We start from the raw sequence: 19,681 nt of genomic DNA, 5'->3' as shown, positions 1-19,681 counted from the left end.
TAGTCTGGCGTTGACTTTTGGCACGCTGTTGAGTTCTCAAGGAACGGACGCTTCCTTTGTACTCACCCTCTCGGGCTTTCCTCCGGGCGCTTCCCTTCGCTGTTTCCAACCTTACCAGATCCGTTTTCCGGTCCGTTTCCGGTCCGAATTCCGTTTCCGGCCCCCTGTTGGAGCGGGGTTTCGCCTTTCAGCTTTCGCTTTCCGGCGGTGGCCCCGACTTTATCAGACGCTTTCCGGCCGAGCTAATCGGCTTTCCGCTTTCCGATAAGGAATCGAGGTGCCCGGGGTGAATCTCGTTCACCACCTGGACGCTATAGACACTAGCCGCTGCTTGGGAGCCTGTCCAGCTCCCCCGGCAACCGTTCGAATCTACCTCCCCACTCCTCCCGTGTCAACAGGTTTTGTGAGGCGAAGAGGACAGTACCAGGCTGACCAGCCCTTCCGCACATCGAGTCACCGAGGGGAACCTCAGGTGAACGTCGACGGTGGGCTGTCCAGGTCCTCCAGCTCGATGCCGGGTGCCGACAGGACCACGTCGCCGGCCAGGTTCACCGTGTGCTGCTCGCCGGTCTCCAGGTCGCTGACCTGGTACTCGTCCACCTGGAGCGGGCCGTTGTCAGTGGCGTGTGCTGTCCTGCTGACCAGGGCCCACGACTGGTCGAGGGTCCGGGGGGCGAGGACGGGGGAGGTGAAGCCGACCAGGCGGATGCGCGTGGCGCCCGCGCCCGGTGTCAGGCGCAGCGCGCGGGACAGGGCGACGTAGAAGGCGGGGGACGCGCCGGTGAAGGCGCGTGCCTGCGGGACATTGCCCTCCGTGGCGTGCTCGCCGGACGGGTCCGTGCGGACCCAGGTCACACCGTCGAGGGCCGCGCCGCGCACCTGCCAGTCCGCGGCCTGGAGCTGCAGACGGATGGGGCGGCCCAGGTCGTCGAGGGTGAGGTCGACGGAGCCGGCGTGGTCGCCGGCCGGAGTGGTGAGCTGCGAGACGTAGCGCCAGCCGGAGGGGCCGGTGGCGCAGTGGAAGTGCTCTTCACCGAGGGGGGTGTGGTCGTGCGGGTCGTGGAGCGAGTAGCGGCCGCGGGGCATGGTGGGGTCCTCGACAGAACGGGGACAGGCCCCTGCCTTCCCGGCAGGGGCCTGCTACCGATCGCTGTTCGTGTTGCTCGTCGTGCTGCGTCGGTGTCAGTAGCGGTAGTGGTCCGGCTTGTACGGGCCCTCCACCGGGACACCAATGTAGGCGGCCTGCTCCGGGCGGAGCGTGGTCAGCTTGACGCCGAGCGCGTCGAGGTGGAGGCGGGCCACCTTCTCGTCCAGCTGCTTCGGCAGGACGTAGACGTCCGTCGGGTAGGACTCGGGCTTCGTGAACAGCTCGATCTGGGCCAGCGTCTGGTCCGCGAACGAGTTCGACATGACGAACGACGGGTGGCCGGTCGCGTTGCCGAGGTTCAGCAGGCGGCCCTCGGACAGCACGATGAGGACCTTGCCGTCCTCGAAGGTCCAGGTGTGGACCTGCGGCTTGACCTCGTCCTTCACGATGCCGGGGATCTTCGCCAGGCCGGCCATGTCGATCTCGTTGTCGAAGTGGCCGATGTTGCCGACGATGGCCTGGTGCTTCATCTTGGCCATGTCCGAGGCCATGATGATGTCCTTGTTGCCCGTCGTGGTGACGAAGATGTCGGCGATCTCGACGACGTCGTCCAGGGTGGTGACCTGGTAGCCGTCCATCGCCGCCTGCAGCGCGTTGATCGGGTCGATCTCGGTGACGATGACCCGGGCGCCCTGGCCGCGCAGCGACTCGGCGCAGCCCTTGCCCACGTCGCCGTAGCCGCAGACGACCGCGACCTTGCCGCCGATCAGGACGTCCGTGGCGCGGTTGATGCCGTCGATCAGCGAGTGGCGGCAGCCGTACTTGTTGTCGAACTTCGACTTCGTCACCGCGTCGTTCACGTTGATCGCGGGGAAGAGGAGCGAGCCGTCGCGCTGCATCTCGTAGAGACGGTGGACGCCGGTCGTGGTCTCCTCGGTGACGCCGCGGATCTCGGACGCCAGCTGGGTCCACTTCTGGGGGCTCTCCCCCAGCGTGCGGTTCAGCACGGTGAGGATCTGGGCGTACTCCTCGCTGTCCGCGGTCGACGGGTCCGGGGCGCTGCCCGCCTTCTCGAACTCGACGCCCTTGTGGACCAGGAGGGTGGCGTCACCGCCGTCGTCCAGGATCATGTTGGGGCCGCCGGTGGCGGTGTCCGGCCAGGTCAGGGCCTGCTCCGTGCACCACCAGTACTCCTCCAGGGTCTCGCCCTTCCAGGCGAAGACCGGCACGCCCTGCGGGTTCTCCGGGGTGCCGTCCGGGCCGACCGCGATGGCGGCGGCGGCGTGGTCCTGGGTGGAGAAGATGTTGCAGGACGCCCAGCGGACCTGCGCGCCGAGGGCCACGAGGGTCTCGATCAGCACGGCCGTCTGGACCGTCATGTGCAGCGAGCCGGTGATGCGCGCACCCGCCAGCGGCTGCGTCTCCGCGTACTCCTTGCGGATCGACATCAGACCGGGCATCTCGTGCTCGGCCAGCGTGATCTCCTTGCGGCCGAAGGCCGCCAGCGAGAGGTCCGCGACCTTGAAGTCCTGGCCGGGGGAAGTGGTGGTCATACGGGCTGCTCCTCTGTGAAGGGCGAGCGAGGGTGGACACGGCCGTGCATGCGGTCGGGCTGCCTGAGCAGCTGGACACACTGGACACACCGGTGCCCCGACCGCAGCGCAGTCCGTCGGAGGCCCTCTCTCCCTCGGCCGGTCCGTCGTGCGGGCCGCCCGACCGCCATCAGCAGCGACGTCTGGCTCGTCCACGAATCTACACCGGGGGGCCTGCCGAACCCCACCCCCACTGGCGCCCGATCCGCCGGAACGTCAGATTCCGTCGAACTCCTGGCTGCTGACACCGGAACGTCCTTGTTTCCTGTGCAGGTCAGGTGTTGCAGGATGCGATCAGCGCGAGGATGCGGCATGCCGCCGCGAGCGATCCGTTGTGAGGAGACCCACGTGGCCAGTCCAGCCAGTGCAGCCGGTCCCGCAGGGAAGGACGGAGGCGTCGCAGGGGGCGCACCGGGGCGCAAGCTGCTCGCGGTGACCGCCTGCCCGACCGGGATCGCGCACACGTACATGGCGGCGGAGAAGCTGGCCCAGGCCGCGCAGGCGCTCGGCCATGCGATGAAGGTCGAGACGCAGGGGTCGATCGGGGCGGAGAACGTCCTGTCCGACCGTGAGATCGCGGAGGCCGACGGCATCATCGTCGCCGCCGACAAGGACGTCGACCTCACCCGCTTCGCCGGGAAGCGGGTGCTGTCCGTCGGGGTCGCCGAGGGCATTCACCATCCGGAGCGGCTCATCCGGGACGTGCTGGAGGCGCCGGTGCACCGCGGCCCGGGGGCGGGGGCCGGAGGCGGTGCCGGTCTCTTCGGCGGTGCGGGCGGCGCCGGCGGGAAGGAGCGTAGCTCCGTCTATAAGGCGCTGATGAACGGCGTCTCGTACATGATTCCGTTCGTGGTCGTCGGCGGTCTGCTGATCGCCGTGTCGCTCGCCCTCGGTGGGCGCACCACGCCGCAGGGGTTCGTCTTCGACAGCTCGTTCTGGCAGTCCGTCAACGACATCGGCGTCATCGGCTTCACGCTGATGATCCCCGTCCTCTCCGGCTACATCGCCTACGCGATCGGGGACCGGCCGGCTCTCGTGCCGGGCATGGTGGGCGGCTGGGTCGCGAGCCACGGGGAGTTGTACGACAGCAAGGCGGGGGCGGGGTTCATCGGGGCGATCGCCACGGGGTTCCTGGCCGGCTACCTGGTGTTGTGGATCAAGAAGGTCAGGGTGCCGGACTTCGTCCGGCCGGTCATGCCGATCATCGTGATCCCGGTCGTGGCCACGACGTCGGTCGGGCTGTTCTTCATCTACGTCATCGGCCGGCCGATCGCCTGGGTCTTCGAGCACCTCACCAGCTGGCTGGGCGGGCTGACGGGGACGAGTGCCGCCCTGCTCGGCGTGGTGCTCGGGCTGATGATCGCCTTCGACATGGGCGGGCCGGTCAACAAGACGGCGTTCCTCTTCGGCGCGGGGCTGGTCTCGAAGAACCCGGAGGTCATGGGCATGTGCGCGGCTGCGATTCCGGTGCCGCCGCTCGGGCAGGGTCTCGCGACGCTGCTGCGGCGGGGGCTGTTCAGCGCGCAGGAGCGGGAGACGGGGCTGGCGGCTCTGTTCATGGGGTGCTTCGGCATCACCGAGGGCGCGATCCCGTTCGCCGCGGCGCGGCCGGCGCGGGTCATTCCGGCGAACATGGCCGGTGGCGCGGTGGCCGGGGCGGTGGCCGGGCTGGCGGGGGTCCAGGACAACGTGCCGCACGGGGGGCCGGTGGTGGCGGCACTGGGGGCGGTCGGCGGGGTGCCGATGTTCTTCGTCGCCATCGCCATCGGGACGGTGGTGACGGCTCTGCTGACGGTCACCTTGATGACGGTCGGGAGGGGGCCGTCCGTGGTACCGGCTCCCGCCGTGGGGGCAACGGCGGCCGGGTCCGGGGCTGTGCCCGCCGGTTCGGCGTCCGCCACTCCCGCGCCCGCCGTTCCTGCGCCCGCCGAGTCCGCGCTCTCCGGGCATCTCACCGCCCGGACCGTACGGCCGCGACTCGCGGCGCGGGAGAAGGAAGCGGCGATCCGGGAGATGGCGGGGCTGCTCGCGGCGAGCGGCGCGGTGACCGACGTGGACGGTCTGGTCGCGGCGGCGCTCGCGCGGGAGGAGCTGGGGACGACCGGCCTCGGGGAGGAGATCGCGATCCCGCACGCGAAGACGGATGCGGTGTCGGCGCCGGTCGTGGGCTTCGCCCGGTCGGGCGAGGGGATCGAGTGGGGGGCGCTCGACGGGACGTATGCCCGGTTGATCTTCATGATCGCCGTGCCGGGCGCCGCGGCGGGCGACGAGCATCTGCGGATCCTGGCGATGCTGTCGCGGAAGCTGATGGATCCGGATTTCCGGGAGCGGCTGCTCTCGGCGGAGGGCGAGGCGGACGCGCTCGTGAGGGTTCTGCAGGAGGTGCAGTGACCGGCCCGGGGCCCGGGTGAGCCGGGCTACGGGCCGGTCAGCCTGGTGCCCGGCGCGGGCCCGGGCCGGGCACCGCGTGCTCAGCGCGGGCCCGGGCCGCCCGGGGTCGCTGCCGGATCCATGCCTGCCGCTGCGGCTTCCTCGCGGTAGATGTCCGGTTCCAGGTAGATGACCCGGGCGATCGGGACCGCCTCGCGGATCCTGGCCTCGGCCGCGTCGATCGCATCGGCGACCTCGGTCGCCGTGTTGTCGTGCTGGACCGCGATCTTCGCCGCGACGAGGAGCTCCTCGGGGCCCAGGTGGAGGGTGCGCATGTGGATGACGCGGGTGACCGTCTCGCCGTCGACGGCCGCGGCGCGGATCTTCGCGACCTGTTCGGGGCCGGCCGCCTCGCCGAGCAGCAGGGACTTGGTCTCCGAGGCGAGGACGAGGGCGATCAGGACCAGCAGGGCGCCGATGCAGAGGGTGCCGATGCCGTCCCAGACGCCGTCGCCCGTGACGACGGAGAGGCCGACGCCGCCCAGGGCGAGGACGAGGCCGACGAGGGCGCCGAAGTCCTCCAGGAGCACGACGGGAAGTTCGGGAGCCTTGGCGGTGCGGACGAACTGGCCCCAGGACTGCTTGCCGCGCAGTTCGTTGGACTCCTTGACGGCCGTGCGGAAGGAGAAGCCCTCCGCGACGACGGCGAAGACGAGGACGCCGACGGGCCAGTACCAGTTGTCGAGCGAGTGCGGTTCCTTGATCTTCTCGTAGCCCTCGTAGAGCGCGAAGACGCCGCCGATGGTGAAGAGGACGATCGAGACGAGGAAGCCGTAGATGTAGCGCTCGCGGCCGTAGCCGAAGGGGTGTTCCTCGCTGGCCGCGCGCTGGGCCTTCTTGCCGCCGAGCAGGAGCAGCGCCTGGTTGCCGGAGTCGGCGACCGAGTGCACTCCTTCGGCGAGCATCGACGACGAGCCGCTGAACGCGAACGCGACGAACTTCGCCACGGCGATGGCCAGGTTGGCGCCGAGCGCGGCGACGATGGCCTTGGTTCCGCCTGATGCACTCATGTGTGCGGGGTATCCCTTCCGCCCTGATCCGCCCGATCCGCCCCCGGACCGCCGGGCTTTGCGTTTCCTTTACTGCTATGGCGGGCCATTGTTGCAGCCCCGGGGCGGGGCGGCGGCTCAGACGGCGACCGTGGCGCGGAAGACCCGGGCGTCGTCACCGGCGAGCGCGACGGGCTCGGCTGCCCGTACGAACGCGGACTCTCCCCGGTCAAGGCGCAGCTCCTCGCCGGTGTCCGTCCTGCGGAGGACGGCGGTGCCGGAGGTGCACAGGAGGATCTGGGGGGTGCCGGTGGGCAGGGTGGCCTCGGCGCCGGGCGCGAGGTCGAAGCGGGAGAGGCGGAACTCCTCGACGGGGGTGCCGTAGATCTCCTCGCCGCCGGCGTCGGCCTCCGGGCGCAGGACGGCGGGGGCGGTGCTCTCGAAGCGGACGACGCGCAGGAGTTCGGGGATGTCGATGTGCTTGGGCGTCAGGCCGCAGCGCAGCACGTTGTCCGAGTTCGCCATGATTTCGACGCCGAGGCCGTCGAGGTAGGCGTGCGGGACGCCGGCGCCGAGGTAGAGCGCTTCGCCGGACTGGAGGCGTACGTGGTTGAGGAGCAGGGCGGCGATGACGCCGTGGTCGCCGGGGTAGTGCCGGGCGAGGGAGGCGCAGGCGGCGTACGCGTCGCGGTGCGGGCCCTCCTGCGCGGCGAGGCGCTCGGCGGCGGCGGCCGTCTCGGTGACGGTCCGGGCCATGTCCTCGTGGTCGGCGCCGAGGACGGCGGTGAGGACCTCGCGCAGGGCGTCCGCCTCCGGCTTGGCGTGCAGGAGATCGACGTACGGCTTGAGGGAGTCGACGTCGAGGGCGGCGAGGAGGGCGGCCGTCTCGTCGGGGGCGCGGAAGCCGCACAGGCCCTCGAAGTGGGTGAGGGCGCAGAGGAGTTCGGGCTTGTGGTTGGTGTCCTTGTAGTTGCGGTGGGGGGCGTCGAGGGGGACGTCGCGGGCCTCCTCCTCCGCGTGGCCGGCCGCGGCCCGGTCGAGGTCGGGATGGACCTGGAGGGAGAGCGGGGACGCCGCCGCGAGCACCTTGAACAGGAAGGGCAGCCGCGGGCCGAAGCGCTGCACGGCCCGGGATCCGAGCTCGCCCTCGGGGTCGGTGGCGATGACGTCGGAGAGGGGGCGCGGGTCCGCTCCGCCGCCGTCCCGCGCCACGCGGGACGGAGCGCCCGGGTGGGCTCCCATCCACAGTTCTGCCTGCGGCTCGCCGGTGGGGGTGGTGCCCAGCAGCTCGGGGATCGCGGTGGTGGAGCCCCAGGCGTAGGGGCGCACGGTGTTGACGAGGCGGTCCATGCGGGCGGTTTCCTGACTGTTGCGTGCGTACGGCGTTTGCGACGGGGTGTGTGCGTCGTCGTCTCGGCGTCTACGTCTACGGGGTCGAGGCGAGGGCCAGGTAGACGGCAGCGAAATCCGTGATGGCCAGCAGTTCGGCGGCGGTCTGCAGGGCGCTGTCGGTGTCCGTGGGCTCCAGCTCGCTGACGGGGGTCTCGCGCTGCAGGGCGAGTTCGCGGGCGGCGGGGGCGGGCGAAGTGACGTCCGGCTCCTGCTCGCGGAGCAGGACGACGCGGGCGTGCAGCGTCTCCGGCTCCTCCACGCGGTCGCGGAAGAAGTCCTCGGGGTCGGCGCCGGCGGCGAAGTCGCCCGAGAGGAGCGTGCCGTGGGCGGTCAGCGCCTCGGGGAGCTCGGCGGCCAGGGCCGGGCGGCCGGCGAGAGCGGCGAGGAGCACGGCGAAGTGCCGGCCGGCCGCGGCGGCCAGCTCCCCCTCCGTCCAGATCAGGGGAACGGTGTCGGCCAGTTCGGCCGCCAGGGTCTTGGCGGGGTTGCTGTACGTGGCGATGGCCGGGCCGCAGCGCTCGGCGACCTGGTCGAGGCGGTCGGCGAGGGCCTCGACCGCGGACGGGTCCGCCGCGAGCAGCCCTATGCGGTCGGCCAGGACGAGCAGGGGCGTGAGCAGGGACCAGAGGAGGCCCGGGCCGATGGGCAGCGCGGGGCGCTCGCCGCTCGGCCGGTCCTCGCTGCCGGGCTCGATGCCCTCGCGGGTCTCGCTCGGCGACGTCGTCAGCGGGACCGCGAGACCGCGGGCCTGTGCGGTGGCGTCGGCGAGGGGAGAGCCGGCCGGGGTGACGCAGACGACGGAGCAGCCCCGGCGGTACGCCTGCTCCAGGAGGATCGCGAGGCCGGGTTCCGTACCGTCCGGGCTGGCGACGAGCAGCAGGTCGAGGGGGCCGGTCCAGCCGGGCAGCGCCCAGCGCAGGGCGCCGGGTGCCGGGGCCACGCCGGTCGGGCGGATCAGAGTGACGGGGGCGCTGCCCCCGGCGAGTGCGGTGAGCAGGTCCGCCGTGCAGCCGGCGGCCGGGCCCGGCCCTGCGACCAGCACCGCGCGGGGGCGGCCGTCCGGGCGGAGCTCGGGGACGCCGGCCTCCGCCGCGTTGCGGGCGGCCGTGCGGACCCGGGCGCCCGACTCGGCGGCACCGCGCAGGAGACCGTGGAGGTCGGCGCGGGACAGGGCGTCGGGATCATCGAGGAGTGACTCGTCGAACACCGTGGATCAGCCTCCGGGTCGCCGTCGTGTACGCCGTGGTGTACGCCGTGCGGTGTGCCCTCCCGGCGGGTCGGGGGGCGGTCGGGCGGGCGCGCCGGTGTCAGGCCGGGCGCCGGGCCTCGTCCACGAGCAGCACGGGGATGCCGTCCCGGACGGGGTAGGCCAGGCCGCAGCCTTCGCCCTCGCACACCAGCTCGGGGGACTCCTCGGAGGCGGACTCGTCGCGGAGAGGCGCGTGGCACGCCGGGCAGGCGAGGATCTCCAGGAGACCGGCTTCGAGCGGCATGGGGGTTCCCTTCGGGATGTACGTCTCTGTGCGGCCAGGGTACCTTCGCGCTCCGCCGGGGGAAGCGCGGCATGCGGGGTGTGCGTGCGCACGGCCCCTTCCGTTCGGCCGCCCCGGCGCGGGCCGGGGTGGCGTCTGACCTTGCCGGGCCCGGCATCTCCCCGCCGCGACAGCGATCAGCCACGACGACGCACACCGGCGGTGCCGCACCCGCCCCAAACCGGAACGGCACCGCCGAAAAGGCCGGATTCGCGCGCTCACCGCTGCCGCGGATTCAGTGGCCAGGGCTGCGTCCCGCCCTGCCGGGCCCGGCATCTCCCACCGCCGCGACGGCGAACAGCCACAGCAACGCACACCGGCGGCACCGCACCCGGCCCAAACCGGAACGACACCGCCGAAAAGGCCGGATTCACGCGCTCACCGCTGCCGCGGATTCAGCGGCCAGGGCTGCGTCCGCCCTGCCGGGCCCGGCATCTCCCACCGCCGCGACAGCGATCAGCCACGGCAACGCACACCGGCGGCACCGCACCCGACCCAAACCGGAACGACACCGCCGAAAAGGCCGGATTCGCGCGCTCACCGCTGCCGCGGATTCAGTGGCCGGGGCCATGGCCCGCCACCCCCGCCCGGAGGGCGTTACGCGCGGACGATCGCCAGGACCTCGTCCCGTACTCGGGCCACCGTCTCCGCGTCGCGGGCCTCGACGTTCAGGCGGAGGAGGGGTTCCGTGTTGGAGGCGCGGAGGTTGAACCACCAGTCGGGGGTGGTGACGGTGAGGCCGTCGAGGTCGTCCAGTTCCACGCCCGGCAGCTTCCCGTACGCGGCGCGGACGGCGGCCGTCCGCCCGGCCTGGTCGGCGACGGTGCTGTTGATCTCGCCGGAGCCGGCGTACCGGTCGTACTCGGCGACCAGCTCGGACAGCGGGCCGCTCTGGCCGCCGAGGGCGGCGAGGACGTGCATGGCGGCGAGCATGCCCGTGTCGGCGTTCCAGAAGTCGCGGAAGTAGTAGTGCGCGGAGTGCTCGCCGCCGAAGATGGCGCCGGTGGTGGCCATCTCCTGCTTGATGAAGGAGTGGCCCACGCGCGTGCGCACGGGCGTGCCGCCGCACTCCTTGACGACCTCCGGCACGGACCAGGAGGTGATCAGGTTGTGGATGACGGTGCCGCCGGGGTGCTTGGCGAGCTCCCGCGCCGCGACGAGCGCGGTGATCGCGGAGGGCGAGACGGGGTCGCCGTTGCCGTCGATGACGAAGCAGCGGTCGGCGTCGCCGTCGAAGGCGAGGCCGAGGTCGGCGCCGACCTCGGCCACGCGCGCCTGCAGGTCGACGAGGTTCTTCGGGTCGAGGGGATTGGCCTCGTGGTTGGGGAAGGTGCCGTCGAGCTCGAAGTACATGGCGTCGAGGTCGAGGGGCAGCCCGGCGAAGACGGTGGGGACGGTGTGCCCGCCCATGCCGTTGCCGGCGTCGACGACGACCTTGAGGCGGCGGATGCCGCTGAGGTCGACGAGGGAGCGCAGGTGGGCCGCATAGTCCTCCAGGACGTCGCGGCGGGTGACGGTGCCGGGGGCGGCCGCGGGCTCGGGGGCGCCGTTTTCGAGCCAGCCCTCGACGAGGGCTCGGATCTCGGCGAGGCCGGTGTCCTGGCCGACGGGGGCGGCGCCGGCCCGGCACAGCTTGATGCCGTTGTACTGCGCGGGGTTGTGGCTGGCCGTGAACATCGCGCCGGGCAGCCCGAGGTGGCCGCTCGCGAAGTAGAGCTGGTCGGTGGAGCAGAGGCCGATCTCGGTGACGTCCACGCCGCGGGCGGCGGCGCCGCGGGCGAAGGCGCCCGAGAGGCCGGGCGACGAGGGCCGCATGTCGTGGCCGACCACGACGGCGCTCGCTCCGGTGACTTCGGCGAAGGCGGCGCCGAAGAGTTCCGCGAGGGTCTCGTCCCACTGGTCCGGGACCACACCGCGTACGTCGTATGCCTTCACGATCTGCGACAGATCAGCCACAGCCAACGCCTTCCTGGGTCCGGTACGGGGGAGACAAACCTACCGGGAGGAAGTGACGGTCCGGGCCCGGGGCGGCCGGGCGCAGCCTCAGTTGTCGGGTGAGCGAAGAACCCTGAGGTGGCCTCGGCGGGCGACCTCCATGGGATCGGCCTCGCGGCCGCCGGGGCCGGACGCGCCCGGCGGGGGGCCGGGTTGGACGGCGCGCTCCTGCGGACGGGCCGCCTCGCGCACGGCGTTGGCGAGTGCTTCGAGGTCGTCGCCGCTGGGGCGGGCGGGGCCGCTGTCGAGGGCGAGCCGGACGACGTCCCAGCCGCGGGGGGCGGTCAGGCGCTCGGAGTGCTCGGCGCACAGGTCGTAGCAGTGGGGTTCGGCGTAGGTGGCGAGCGGTCCGAGGACGGCGGTCGAGTCGGCATAGACGTACGTCAGCGTCGCGACGGCCGGGCGGCCGCACGCGGTGCGCGAACAGCGACGTACAGGGCTCACGAGGTTGGACGGTACCGCACTCTTGAGCGGGCCGCGACGACTCACCCCCGGCTCACCCCTCCGTGTCGTCCTGGTTCGTCCTGTGGACGCCTGCTTCTCCCCACCCCGCTGACCTGCGCGAGGACTGGTGAACAGGGTCTCACCAGAGGCGGGTGCGCACACCGGCACCCCTCCCCGGACCCGCGCAAGCAGACCGGACGGTCCGGTATCTGACCATAATTGATCACAGGGCTGGCCGGAATGTTCATCAGGCGACATTCCCGGGATGCGCGACAGCCACGTGCGACGGGGCGGCCGACAGATACCCTCAAGAGTGATGGACAACCGCGTACCTCCTCCGGCCACCACCGGAGGCGTCCCCAGCCGATCCGGGCCGCGCCCCCGCCACCGCGACCGCCATGGACGCGGCATGCGCGGGCCGATCGCTCCGCCCCAAGTGCCGCTGTCGGTCAGCCGCGGCGAGGCGTTCGTCGACCTGGTGCACGACTCCGCGGAGCGGCTGGAGCGGCGCTGGCCGCAGCTCGCGTCCGTCGACTTCGTGGTCCGCGAGGTGCCGGTCGCCAGGAGTGACGCCGGGGGCGCGCTGAGCGACCCCGACGGCCTGGACGCCTTCGACTTCGACGGCGAGTCCGTGCCCCTCGGCCGCTACGTGGCCGCCCGCGGCGACGCCCCCGACCGCATCGTGGTCTACCGCCGCCCGGTGGAGATCCGCACCAAGGGCCGCGAGGAGCGCGCCCTGCTGGTGCACGAGGTCGTGGTCGAGCAGGTCGCCGAACTCCTCGGGCTCGCCCCGGAGTCGGTCGACCCCCGCTACGGCCAGGACTGAGCCGCCCGGCCACCGGGGGCGGGCCGCCCCTCAGCGGTTGAGCATCGACAGGTCCTGCCCCGCCTCCGGCACCTTCACCGACGAACGGTCGTCCGCCAGCGGCTGGATCGTGAACATGGGGACTCCGTCCTTGGGCAGCGCCAGCATCCTCGAGGCGTGCACCGGCCCGCCGGAGACCTTCTCCACGGTCACCGCGAACGACCCCTTGGCTCCCGCCGGCTGGGGCGGCTCCACGGTCAGGGTGGTGCCCGGCTTCACCGTGTACGTCTTCTCCGCCGGCTCGCCGCCCTCGCTGCCCGCCGAGGAGGTCACCTTGACCTGCGCCGCCTCCTTGCCGGGCGCGACCAGGGCGAGCGTGCTGCCCTTGGGGCGGTTGTCCGCCACCGTGGCCCGCCCGCCGAGCTGCTGCACGGCGGGGATGAACGCCGTCTCCTGCTTGTCGTCCTTGCCGCGGGTGACGCGCAGCGCGGCGACGACCGGTGCGCTCCTGCCGTCAGCGGTGAGCAGCAGCGAGCCCGCCTCGCCCTTGGTGACGTCCCCCAGGTCGACGGCCGCGGTCATGCCGCTGCGGACGTGCAGGGCCTCGTGGCCGGCCGGGGTGATCGTGCCGTTCGGGCCGGCGAAGCGCACCTTGAGGTCGGCGTCGTCCGAGCCGGGGGCGAAGACGACGAGCCGTACGGACGTCGCGTCGCCCGGGATGCCCGGGAGGACGGCGTCGGCGGCCGGTTCGGCGGAGGCCGGCAGCCAGTCGCCGCCCTTCTTGTCGTCGGCCGTCTGCAGGCCCGCCCCCACCCGGCCCGAGCGGGCGGCCACGTGCAGCGTGACGTCCTCCGCGGGCTGGTCGGCCAGGGAGGACAGCAGCACCGGGACGGTGGAGCGCGGCGGGACGGTGACGCCCTCCCCGGCCCCGGACTTGATCCGGCCGTCCTTGCCGTAGAGCTCCAGGTCGACGACGGCGGCCGTGCTGTCGGGGTTGGTCAGGTGGGCGTAGTCCTGGCGGCCCTTGGCGGTGCTCGCGCCCGGGAACCAGAACGAGGTGTCGGGCGCCGTGCAGGTCAGCCCGTGCAGCCCGCGGCCGCTGCCGGCCGCGATCACGGTGGTCTGCTGGACGGTCCAGCCGGGGGCGAGCGCGCCGTCGGCGCTGCCGATGAGGGCGGGAGCGTCGGAACGGCCGGTGGTGGCCGTGGCGGGCTTGCCGGGCTCCTTCAGGGACAGGACCGAAGTGCCCGCGGGCGCGGGGCCCTTGTCATCCTTCTTGCCCTTGTTGCCCTTACTGTCCTTGCTGTCCTTCTTGTTGCTGTCGTCCTTCTTGTCGCCGCCTGCTGCCGACAGCAGTTCGGCCGTGCCCTTCTTCGCGCTCTTCGCCCCGCCGGCCGGGGTGAAGGCGGTGTACGCCGTCTCCCCCACGTCCGACGAAGTCGGGGCCGGGCAGAGGGCCATGGAGCGCTGGACGGGCAGCCGGGCGGGCGCCTTCGCGGCCGTACGGGCCGCGCTGCCGCCGCTGTCGGCGCCGGACGGCGCGGTGAGGACGGCCACGCCGCCCAGGGCCGCGAGTGCGGCGGTCGCGGCGAACAGGGACAGGGTGGTGCGCTTCACTGCTGCTCGCTCCCGTCGCGGTGGTGCCGGTCACCGCCGCCGTACGTCGTGTCGTGTGCTCCGCCGTAGGTGTACGGGTCGTACGCCCCGGTCTGCCCGTTCGCGTAGGGCTCCGCCGGGTACGGGTACGGGGCTTGCTGGTGGGCGCCACCGTAGGTGGCGTCGTACGTGCCCTCCTGGCTTCCCTGATAGTGCTGTTCGCCGTACGTGCCGTAGGGCATCTCATGCCCGTACTGCTGCCCGTATTCCTGCCCTTGTTGCTGCACGTGCTGCTGCCCGTACGGATCGGCGTACGCGTCGGCATAGGGGGCCGCGTACGGGTCGGCGTAGGAGTCGGCGACGGGCCCGGCGGGAGGGGCTTCCGGCGCCGGGACGGTGTCCGGCCGGGCGGCCTCCGCCGCGGCCCGCAGCCTGCGCGCGCGGCGGCCCTCGCCGGCCGCGGCCTGGGCCGGTACGGAGGCGGGCGCGGCGACGGCCGCAGGTGCGCTCTCCTCCTCCGGGAGGTCGTCGTCGACCTGGCGCTTGCGCCCGGGAAGGGCGAGCACCACGAGGACGGCCGCGAGGAGGCCCTGCGCCCACAGCCACGTGCTGTGCGTGGCGGGCGCCTTGTAGGTCAGTGCCAGCCTGCCGCCGGCGGCGGGCAGCTCGAAGCCCTGCGCCCAGCCGTCGACGGTGGTGCGCTTGAGGGGGCGTCCGTCGAGCGTGGCCTGCCAGCCGGGGTCGGCCTTGTCGGCGATCCGCAGGACCCGCCCCGCGGGGCCCGCGGGGAGCTTCGCGCGGGACTCGACGGGCCCGGCGGCGACCGGCGCGGGGGCGGGCTGCTCGCCGCCGCCCTGGGCGCTCCCCTGCGCCCCGCCGGCGACGACGGTGATGCGGGCGACCTCGCGGTCCACCCGCCACAGGGAGGCGTGGTCCTGGCGGCTGAGCCGCGTCAGGCCGGGAGTGGTGTCCAGGGCGCGGCCCATGGCCGCGGGGGCGCTGTCGCGGACGAGGACGTAGCCGACGGCGTAGTCGGCGAGGAGGCCGGCCTGGTCGGCGCCGGAGCCCGCGACGAGGCCGGCGACGACGGAGTCGAGCTTCGGGTCGGCCCCGGCGGCCGCGGCCGCCTCTGCGTCGCCGAGCCGGGCGCCGGAGCCCCGGACGAGTGCGTAGGTGACGCGGCTGTCGCGGCCGTCGAGCACCAGGGTGCGGGCCTGGTCGCGGGTGGCCGCCTCCTCCGCCACGAAGGCGGGGACCTGTGCCGCGTCGCGCCGCTGCAGCGGGCCGTCCGCCCCGCCGGCCGCCCAGCCCACGGCCGCGACCAGGGGGGCGCCGGCCGCGGCGAGGGCGATGAGCACGGCCACGGGCTGCCGCCAGCCGAAGCTGAGGGCGGCCACGCGCGCCCGCGCGCCTTCCGCACCGACGACCGCGGCGGCGATGAGGGCGAGCCCGTAGAGGAGGGTGGCCGGTCCCGCCCAGGCCGAGCGGGCGGAGAGGACGGCGGCCGCGAGGGCCGCCAGGGCGGTCACCCAGGCGCCGCGGACGGCGAGCGTCCGGTCGGCGCGCAGCAGGGCCGCGAGCGCGGCAAGGACGACCCCCGCGAGCAGCGCGCCGGCGACGGTCCTCGCGCCGCCGGGGTCGGCGGTGAGCAGGTACAGCGGGGAGGACGCGCCGGTGGCCGCCTGGCCGATGCCGGCCTCTGTGAGGAAGCGGCCCGGGTGCGCGAACAGGCCGAGTGACCAGGGGGCCAGAACGGCGAGGGGGGTGAGAGTGACGGCGAGGAAGCGCGGGCCGTGCAGCATCAGCCGCGGGCGCCCGCCCTGGGCGCCGTGGAAGGCCAGGGCGGCCAGGCCCAGGACGACGGCGAGCGGCCACACCACCGGAGTGAAGGCGGTGGTGACGGTGAGCAGGAGAGCGTACGCCCAGGACGCGCGCCAGGTGGGGCGGGCGCCCGGGACGCGCAGGCCGGTGGCGGCGACGGCGGTACGCGCCATGAGCGGCAGCAGGACGGCCAGGACGGCGCTGCCGAGGCGGCCTCCGGCGAGGGCGCCGGTCGCGGCGGGCAGGAAGGCGTAGGCGACGGCGGCCCAGGCGCGCAGGGGGCGGGAGGAGACCAGCGGGCGGGAGGCGAAGTAGGCGCTGAGCCCGGCCAGGGGCACCGAGCAGACGAGCAGCAGGGTGAGGGTGAAGCCCGTGGAGCCGAGAAAGAGCGTCGAGAAGGCGGCGAGGACCGCCAGGTAGGGCGGTGCGCTTCCGGTGCTGCCCACGCCGACGGGGTGCCAGGCGTCCGTGTAGCGCGCCCACAGGGCCGACGCACCGTCGGGGGCGGGCAGGAGGGCGCCGCCCGAGAGGCTGCCGGTTCCGAAGAGCTCGCGGCAGGCGACGACGGAGACGAGCAGCAGGAGGGCGAAGAGCACGGGGGCGGGCTTGCGGAAGATGCGCTTGAGGCGGGCGAACTGCTCGATCTCCAGGAAGTCGGCGTCCTCGCCGGTCGGCCCGGATTCGACGGCGCCGTGGCGGCCGCCTGCGGGGCCGTCGTCCCAGCGGCCGCCGATGCTGGTCGCCAGCTGCTCGGCGGTGGCCCGGAGGGTGGCTCCGGGGGGCGGGAACAGGGGTCTCAGTTCGCTCGGCGCCACGGCGGGGGCGCCGCGCTTCGCCCGGGCGGCGCGGATGCGGCCGGGCCTCAGGAGGACGCGGAAGAGGCCGGTGAGCTCGTCGAGGGCCTGCGCGGGGGCCTTGCCCAGGAGGTAGCCGGCGGTCCGCAGGAGGGTGCTGAGGATGAGCCGCAGCATCACGTAGGCGAGGGCCGGGCCGCGGGTGTTGGCGAGGAGGGTGTGCACGGCGCCGGCCTTGTCGACGCGGTGCGGGTTGACCGGGCGGCGGCCGGCGCAGTCGACGGGGCGGCGTTCGCGGGCGGCGGCCTCGGCGTGCCGCAGGACGGCGTCGGGGGCGACGAGGACGCGGTGGCCCGCGGCGTGGGCGCGCCAGCACAGGTCGACGTCGTCGCGCATGAGGGGCAGCCGCGGGTCGAAGCCGCCGAGCTGTTCGAAGACGTCGCGGCGGACGAGCATGCCGGCGGTGGACACGGACAGCACGGTGCGGATCTGGTCGTGCTGGCCCTGGTCCTGCTCGCGGCGGTCGATGCCGGTCCAGCGGCGGCCGCTGCGGGCGATGGAGACGCCGGTCTCCAGGAGCTGGCGGCGGTCGTACCAGCCGCGCAGCTTGGGGCCGAGGACGGCGGCGCCGGGCTCGGAGTCCGCGACGCGCAGGAGTTCGTGGAGGGCGCCGGGCTCGGGCGCGCAGTCGTCGTGCAGGAGCCACAGCCACTGGACGGGTTCGAGGTCGGCGTCGCCGTGGCGCCGGCCGTCGCCGGGCTGGTCGTGGCCGTCCTCGCGCCAGGTGCGGCTGACGGGGTCCCAGCCGCTGGAGCGCTTGAGGTAGGGCAGGTCCTCGGGGTCGGGCGCGGGGACGGCGCGCAGGGCCTCGTCGACGGCGGTGCCGAAGCCGGCGCGGCGGGCGAGGTGCAGGACGCGGTCCGGGCCGAGGGCGTCGGCGAGGAGCTGGGCGGAGTCATCATTGCTGCCGGTGTCGGCGCCGACGGCGCTCTGCACGGGCCGCTCCTGGCCGAGCAGGCCGGACAGGGCGTCGGGGAGCCAGCGGGCGCCGTCGTGGCTGACGATCACGGCGGTGACCACGTGGCGCGGGAAGGCCGGCGGGACGGCGGGGTCGAACGTGGGCAGACGGTTGGGGGCGGCGGACGCGTCCGCCGTATTCGAGTGCGCCGCATTGCTGTGCACGGACATCGGGGTACGGGCCCTCCGGCCGGGGTCCGGGGCGGGGCCCCGGATGACTGCTGTGCTGGACTGCGCCGGCCGCGGGTGCGCCCGTCGGGGCGGCGGTGCGTCTCGGACGGGCCACCACACTAGTGGCTGCGCACACAGCGGTCCGCCTCGCGCCGGTGGCGCGACGGGCGGACCGGATGTCCCGTACGCGGTGCGTACGCCGTGCGTACGTCATGGGGTGCGTCATGGCGTACGTCATCGGTTACGTCGTAGGTGCGGAAGGCCCTCCCGGCGACAGGGAGCCAATACATGGCCTTCACTTTTAACTTACGGTAACTACCAGCCCATTAATTCCCGCATTCACCGGCGAATCGCTGGCCCTGGAATCACCGAAACCAATAAGCCCGATTGTCCGACCCAGGGGATCCGGGGATCCATTAGGGATCCTTGGGGGACCCATAGGACCGATAGGCCTATCGGAAGCTCAGACCGCCGCCTTCTTGAGGCGGCGGCGCTCACGCTCGGACAGGCCGCCCCAGATGCCGAAGCGCTCGTCATTGGCAAGGGCATATTCAAGGCATTCCGAGCGGACCTCGCAGGCGAGGCAGACCTTCTTCGCCTCCCGCGTGGATCCGCCCTTCTCGGGGAAGAAGGACTCGGGATCGGTCTGAGCGCACAGCGCGCGCTCTTGCCAGCCGAGCTCCTCGTCCGCCTCCTCGACCAGCAGTTGCTGAAACAGCTCGGTCATGTGCGCCCCTCGTCTGTCATTTACGTCCCCGCGTCGCCGCCTTCATCAAGTGCGGCAGAACGACACGGGTGAAATTACAAGTGTGCCGATCCGGGCCAGTCAAGCCGAGATCTGCTATTGGGCCCCTTATTCACTCTGCGGAACCAAAGCCAAGCAGAAAGTGTCCAAAAGATTACAAGTCCGGACAGACCCCTCTGCGCCGCTTCCACCGGGCCACGGCCGCCCCGTCCCCCTCTGCAAGGAGAGGACGTCACGCACGGCAATCCCGTTGCACCGTCCGGCCGAACGATGTTTGCGGCCCCGGTCGGGCGCCACCTCTCCATGGTCACACCCCCGCAAACCTTGGAGCACCCACAGTTACCGGATGAGGTGAAACATTGCCCCCAAATGGGACATGCGGTTGACACAACGTGGCCAGGCCCGTCACCGTGGTGGGCATGCCAGTGAACGCCGCCCTCAGCCTGACCCGTAGCTACGGGTCCCGCTGCGCTGTGCAGGCTCGCTGTCGCTGTTCCAGCTGTTGATGCCGTCGACGCCCCAGAGCTCCGGCTGACCCCTCCGCAGCATCGCCGCGCCCCGCGCCCGCGCGGCCGTCATCACGGCCGTCCACGGTGCACCGCGCCCCCGCGTCACCCGTAGCTCCGGGCACCCCCACGCTCCGCCGCACGTCACGCGCTCCCCCGCACCTTCCGCCGCTTCCGCCGCTTCCGCCGAGGAACCCCCGCACATGAACAGCGACGTCCAGATCGCCGGCGACCCGCTCGCCATCCCCCACCTCATGCCGCCCGCGCCCGCCCACCCCCGTACCGTCGCCGAGTTCGCCGGGCTGGCGCGCTCCGTCGCCGCCGACCACGCCTCCTGGGCCCACCTCGTCCAGTACGACGCCACCAGCCGCTGGTACCACCGCCTCCGCGTCGGCCCCGGCTACGAGGTGTGGCTGCTGAGCTGGGTACCCGGGCAGGGCAGCGGGGCCCACGACCACGGCCCCTCCTCCGGGGTGCTGACCGTCCTCGAGGGTGAGTTGACCGAGATCACCGGAAGCACCGGGGCGCCCGGCGGCGCGCGGCAGGTGCTGCGCGCCGGAGCCCAGCGCGTCTTCGCGCCCGGATACGCTCATGAGATCGTCAACGACTCGCTCGCGCCGGCCGTCAGCCTGCACGTGTACTCGCCGGGTCTCACCGAGATGCCCATGCGGGCGTCGGTCTCGGCGGCCGGGGCGGCCGCGCCCGCCGTCAGCGTCGGGGATGTCCTGGCCAACTGAGGCTTCATGTCCGGCTGACGCACTCGGT

Annotated in this window: 15 protein-coding genes; 3 read left to right on the top strand and 12 right to left on the bottom strand. The window is 73.0% G+C overall.

All coding sequences use genetic code 11. The annotated features are described in order from the left end of the window. Positions 1-468 precede the first annotated feature (468 nt). Positions 469-1,086, bottom strand: a complete 618-nt coding sequence (locus IF61_RS0106290) for a hypothetical protein (protein ID WP_030365248.1) — start codon at positions 1,084-1,086, stop codon at positions 469-471. 96 nt (positions 1,087-1,182) lie between these two features. Then, positions 1,183-2,640 (bottom strand): adenosylhomocysteinase, encoded by a 1,458-nt coding sequence (gene ahcY, locus IF61_RS0106285; protein WP_030365247.1) that lies wholly within the window; start codon positions 2,638-2,640, stop codon positions 1,183-1,185. 387 nt (positions 2,641-3,027) lie between these two features. Between ahcY and IF61_RS0106280 the strand changes: the two genes are divergently transcribed. Next, the gene (locus IF61_RS0106280; protein ID WP_397945735.1) at positions 3,028-5,070 is read left to right on the top strand and encodes a fructose-specific PTS transporter subunit EIIC; all 2,043 of its coding nucleotides are present in this window, start codon (positions 3,028-3,030) and stop codon (positions 5,068-5,070) included. 80 nt (positions 5,071-5,150) lie between these two features. On the opposite strand, the gene IF61_RS0106275 is transcribed toward IF61_RS0106280, so the two are convergent. The 6 genes from IF61_RS0106275 to IF61_RS0106250 all read right to left on the bottom strand — a co-directional run bounded on the left by IF61_RS0106275 (position 5,151) and on the right by IF61_RS0106250 (position 11,506). Beyond that, the gene (locus tag IF61_RS0106275) at positions 5,151-6,119 is read right to left on the bottom strand and encodes a cation diffusion facilitator family transporter (protein ID WP_030365245.1); all 969 of its coding nucleotides are present in this window, start codon (positions 6,117-6,119) and stop codon (positions 5,151-5,153) included. A 117-nt stretch (positions 6,120-6,236) separates the two neighbouring features. After that, positions 6,237-7,448, bottom strand: a complete 1,212-nt coding sequence (gene manA / locus IF61_RS0106270) for a mannose-6-phosphate isomerase, class I (RefSeq protein WP_030365244.1) — start codon at positions 7,446-7,448, stop codon at positions 6,237-6,239. Between the two features lie 76 nt (positions 7,449-7,524). Continuing rightward, positions 7,525-8,697 carry an SIS domain-containing protein gene (locus tag IF61_RS0106265; RefSeq protein WP_030365243.1) on the bottom strand — a complete coding sequence of 391 codons (1,173 nt, stop codon included), beginning with the start codon at positions 8,695-8,697 and terminating at the stop codon, positions 7,525-7,527. 100 nt (positions 8,698-8,797) lie between these two features. Continuing rightward, positions 8,798-8,983 (bottom strand): Trm112 family protein, encoded by a 186-nt coding sequence (locus IF61_RS0106260; RefSeq protein WP_030365242.1) that lies wholly within the window; start codon positions 8,981-8,983, stop codon positions 8,798-8,800. 636 nt (positions 8,984-9,619) lie between these two features. Further along, positions 9,620-10,978 (bottom strand): phosphomannomutase/phosphoglucomutase, encoded by a 1,359-nt coding sequence (locus tag IF61_RS0106255; protein WP_030365241.1) that lies wholly within the window; start codon positions 10,976-10,978, stop codon positions 9,620-9,622. A gap of 87 nt (positions 10,979-11,065) precedes the next feature. Next, positions 11,066-11,506, bottom strand: coding sequence for a DUF3499 domain-containing protein (locus tag IF61_RS0106250; protein WP_078659993.1), 441 nt, complete (start codon positions 11,504-11,506; stop codon positions 11,066-11,068). 364 nt (positions 11,507-11,870) lie between these two features. Between IF61_RS0106250 and IF61_RS0106245 the strand changes: the two genes are divergently transcribed. Further along, positions 11,871-12,287 carry a metallopeptidase family protein gene (locus IF61_RS0106245; RefSeq protein WP_030365239.1) on the top strand — a complete coding sequence of 139 codons (417 nt, stop codon included), beginning with the start codon at positions 11,871-11,873 and terminating at the stop codon, positions 12,285-12,287. Between the two features lie 30 nt (positions 12,288-12,317). Here the strand turns inward: IF61_RS0106245 and IF61_RS0106240 are convergent, their stop codons facing one another. From IF61_RS0106240 to IF61_RS35720, 4 genes are all read right to left on the bottom strand, one after another. Continuing rightward, complete coding sequence (locus tag IF61_RS0106240) at positions 12,318-13,883, bottom strand: DUF5719 family protein (RefSeq protein WP_030365238.1); 1,566 nt, start codon at positions 13,881-13,883, stop codon at positions 12,318-12,320. After that, positions 13,880-17,665, bottom strand: a complete 3,786-nt coding sequence (locus IF61_RS0106235) for a glycosyltransferase family 2 protein (protein ID WP_030365237.1) — start codon at positions 17,663-17,665, stop codon at positions 13,880-13,882. Before IF61_RS0106235 ends, IF61_RS0106240 begins: the two co-directional genes overlap by 4 nt. Before the next feature lie 463 nt (positions 17,666-18,128). Beyond that, a complete protein-coding gene (locus tag IF61_RS0106230; RefSeq protein ID WP_004952403.1) occupies positions 18,129-18,392 on the bottom strand; it encodes a WhiB family transcriptional regulator in 264 nt (87 codons plus the stop codon). A 456-nt stretch (positions 18,393-18,848) separates the two neighbouring features. After that, a complete protein-coding gene (locus IF61_RS35720) occupies positions 18,849-18,989 on the bottom strand; it encodes a hypothetical protein (protein WP_157848546.1) in 141 nt (46 codons plus the stop codon). A gap of 130 nt (positions 18,990-19,119) precedes the next feature. Here IF61_RS35720 and IF61_RS0106220 point away from each other — a divergent pair, with 130 nt between their 5' ends. After that, positions 19,120-19,653, top strand: a complete 534-nt coding sequence (locus IF61_RS0106220; protein ID WP_030365235.1) for a cysteine dioxygenase — start codon at positions 19,120-19,122, stop codon at positions 19,651-19,653. Positions 19,654-19,681 lie beyond the last annotated feature (28 nt).

The organism is Streptomyces roseoverticillatus, from assembly GCF_000719265.1.
In the GTDB taxonomy this organism is placed as follows: Bacteria; Actinomycetota; Actinomycetes; order Streptomycetales; family Streptomycetaceae; genus Streptomyces; species Streptomyces roseoverticillatus.
Note: the sequence above shows the minus strand (reverse complement) of the source record. Positions and strands in the feature narration are given on the sequence as shown.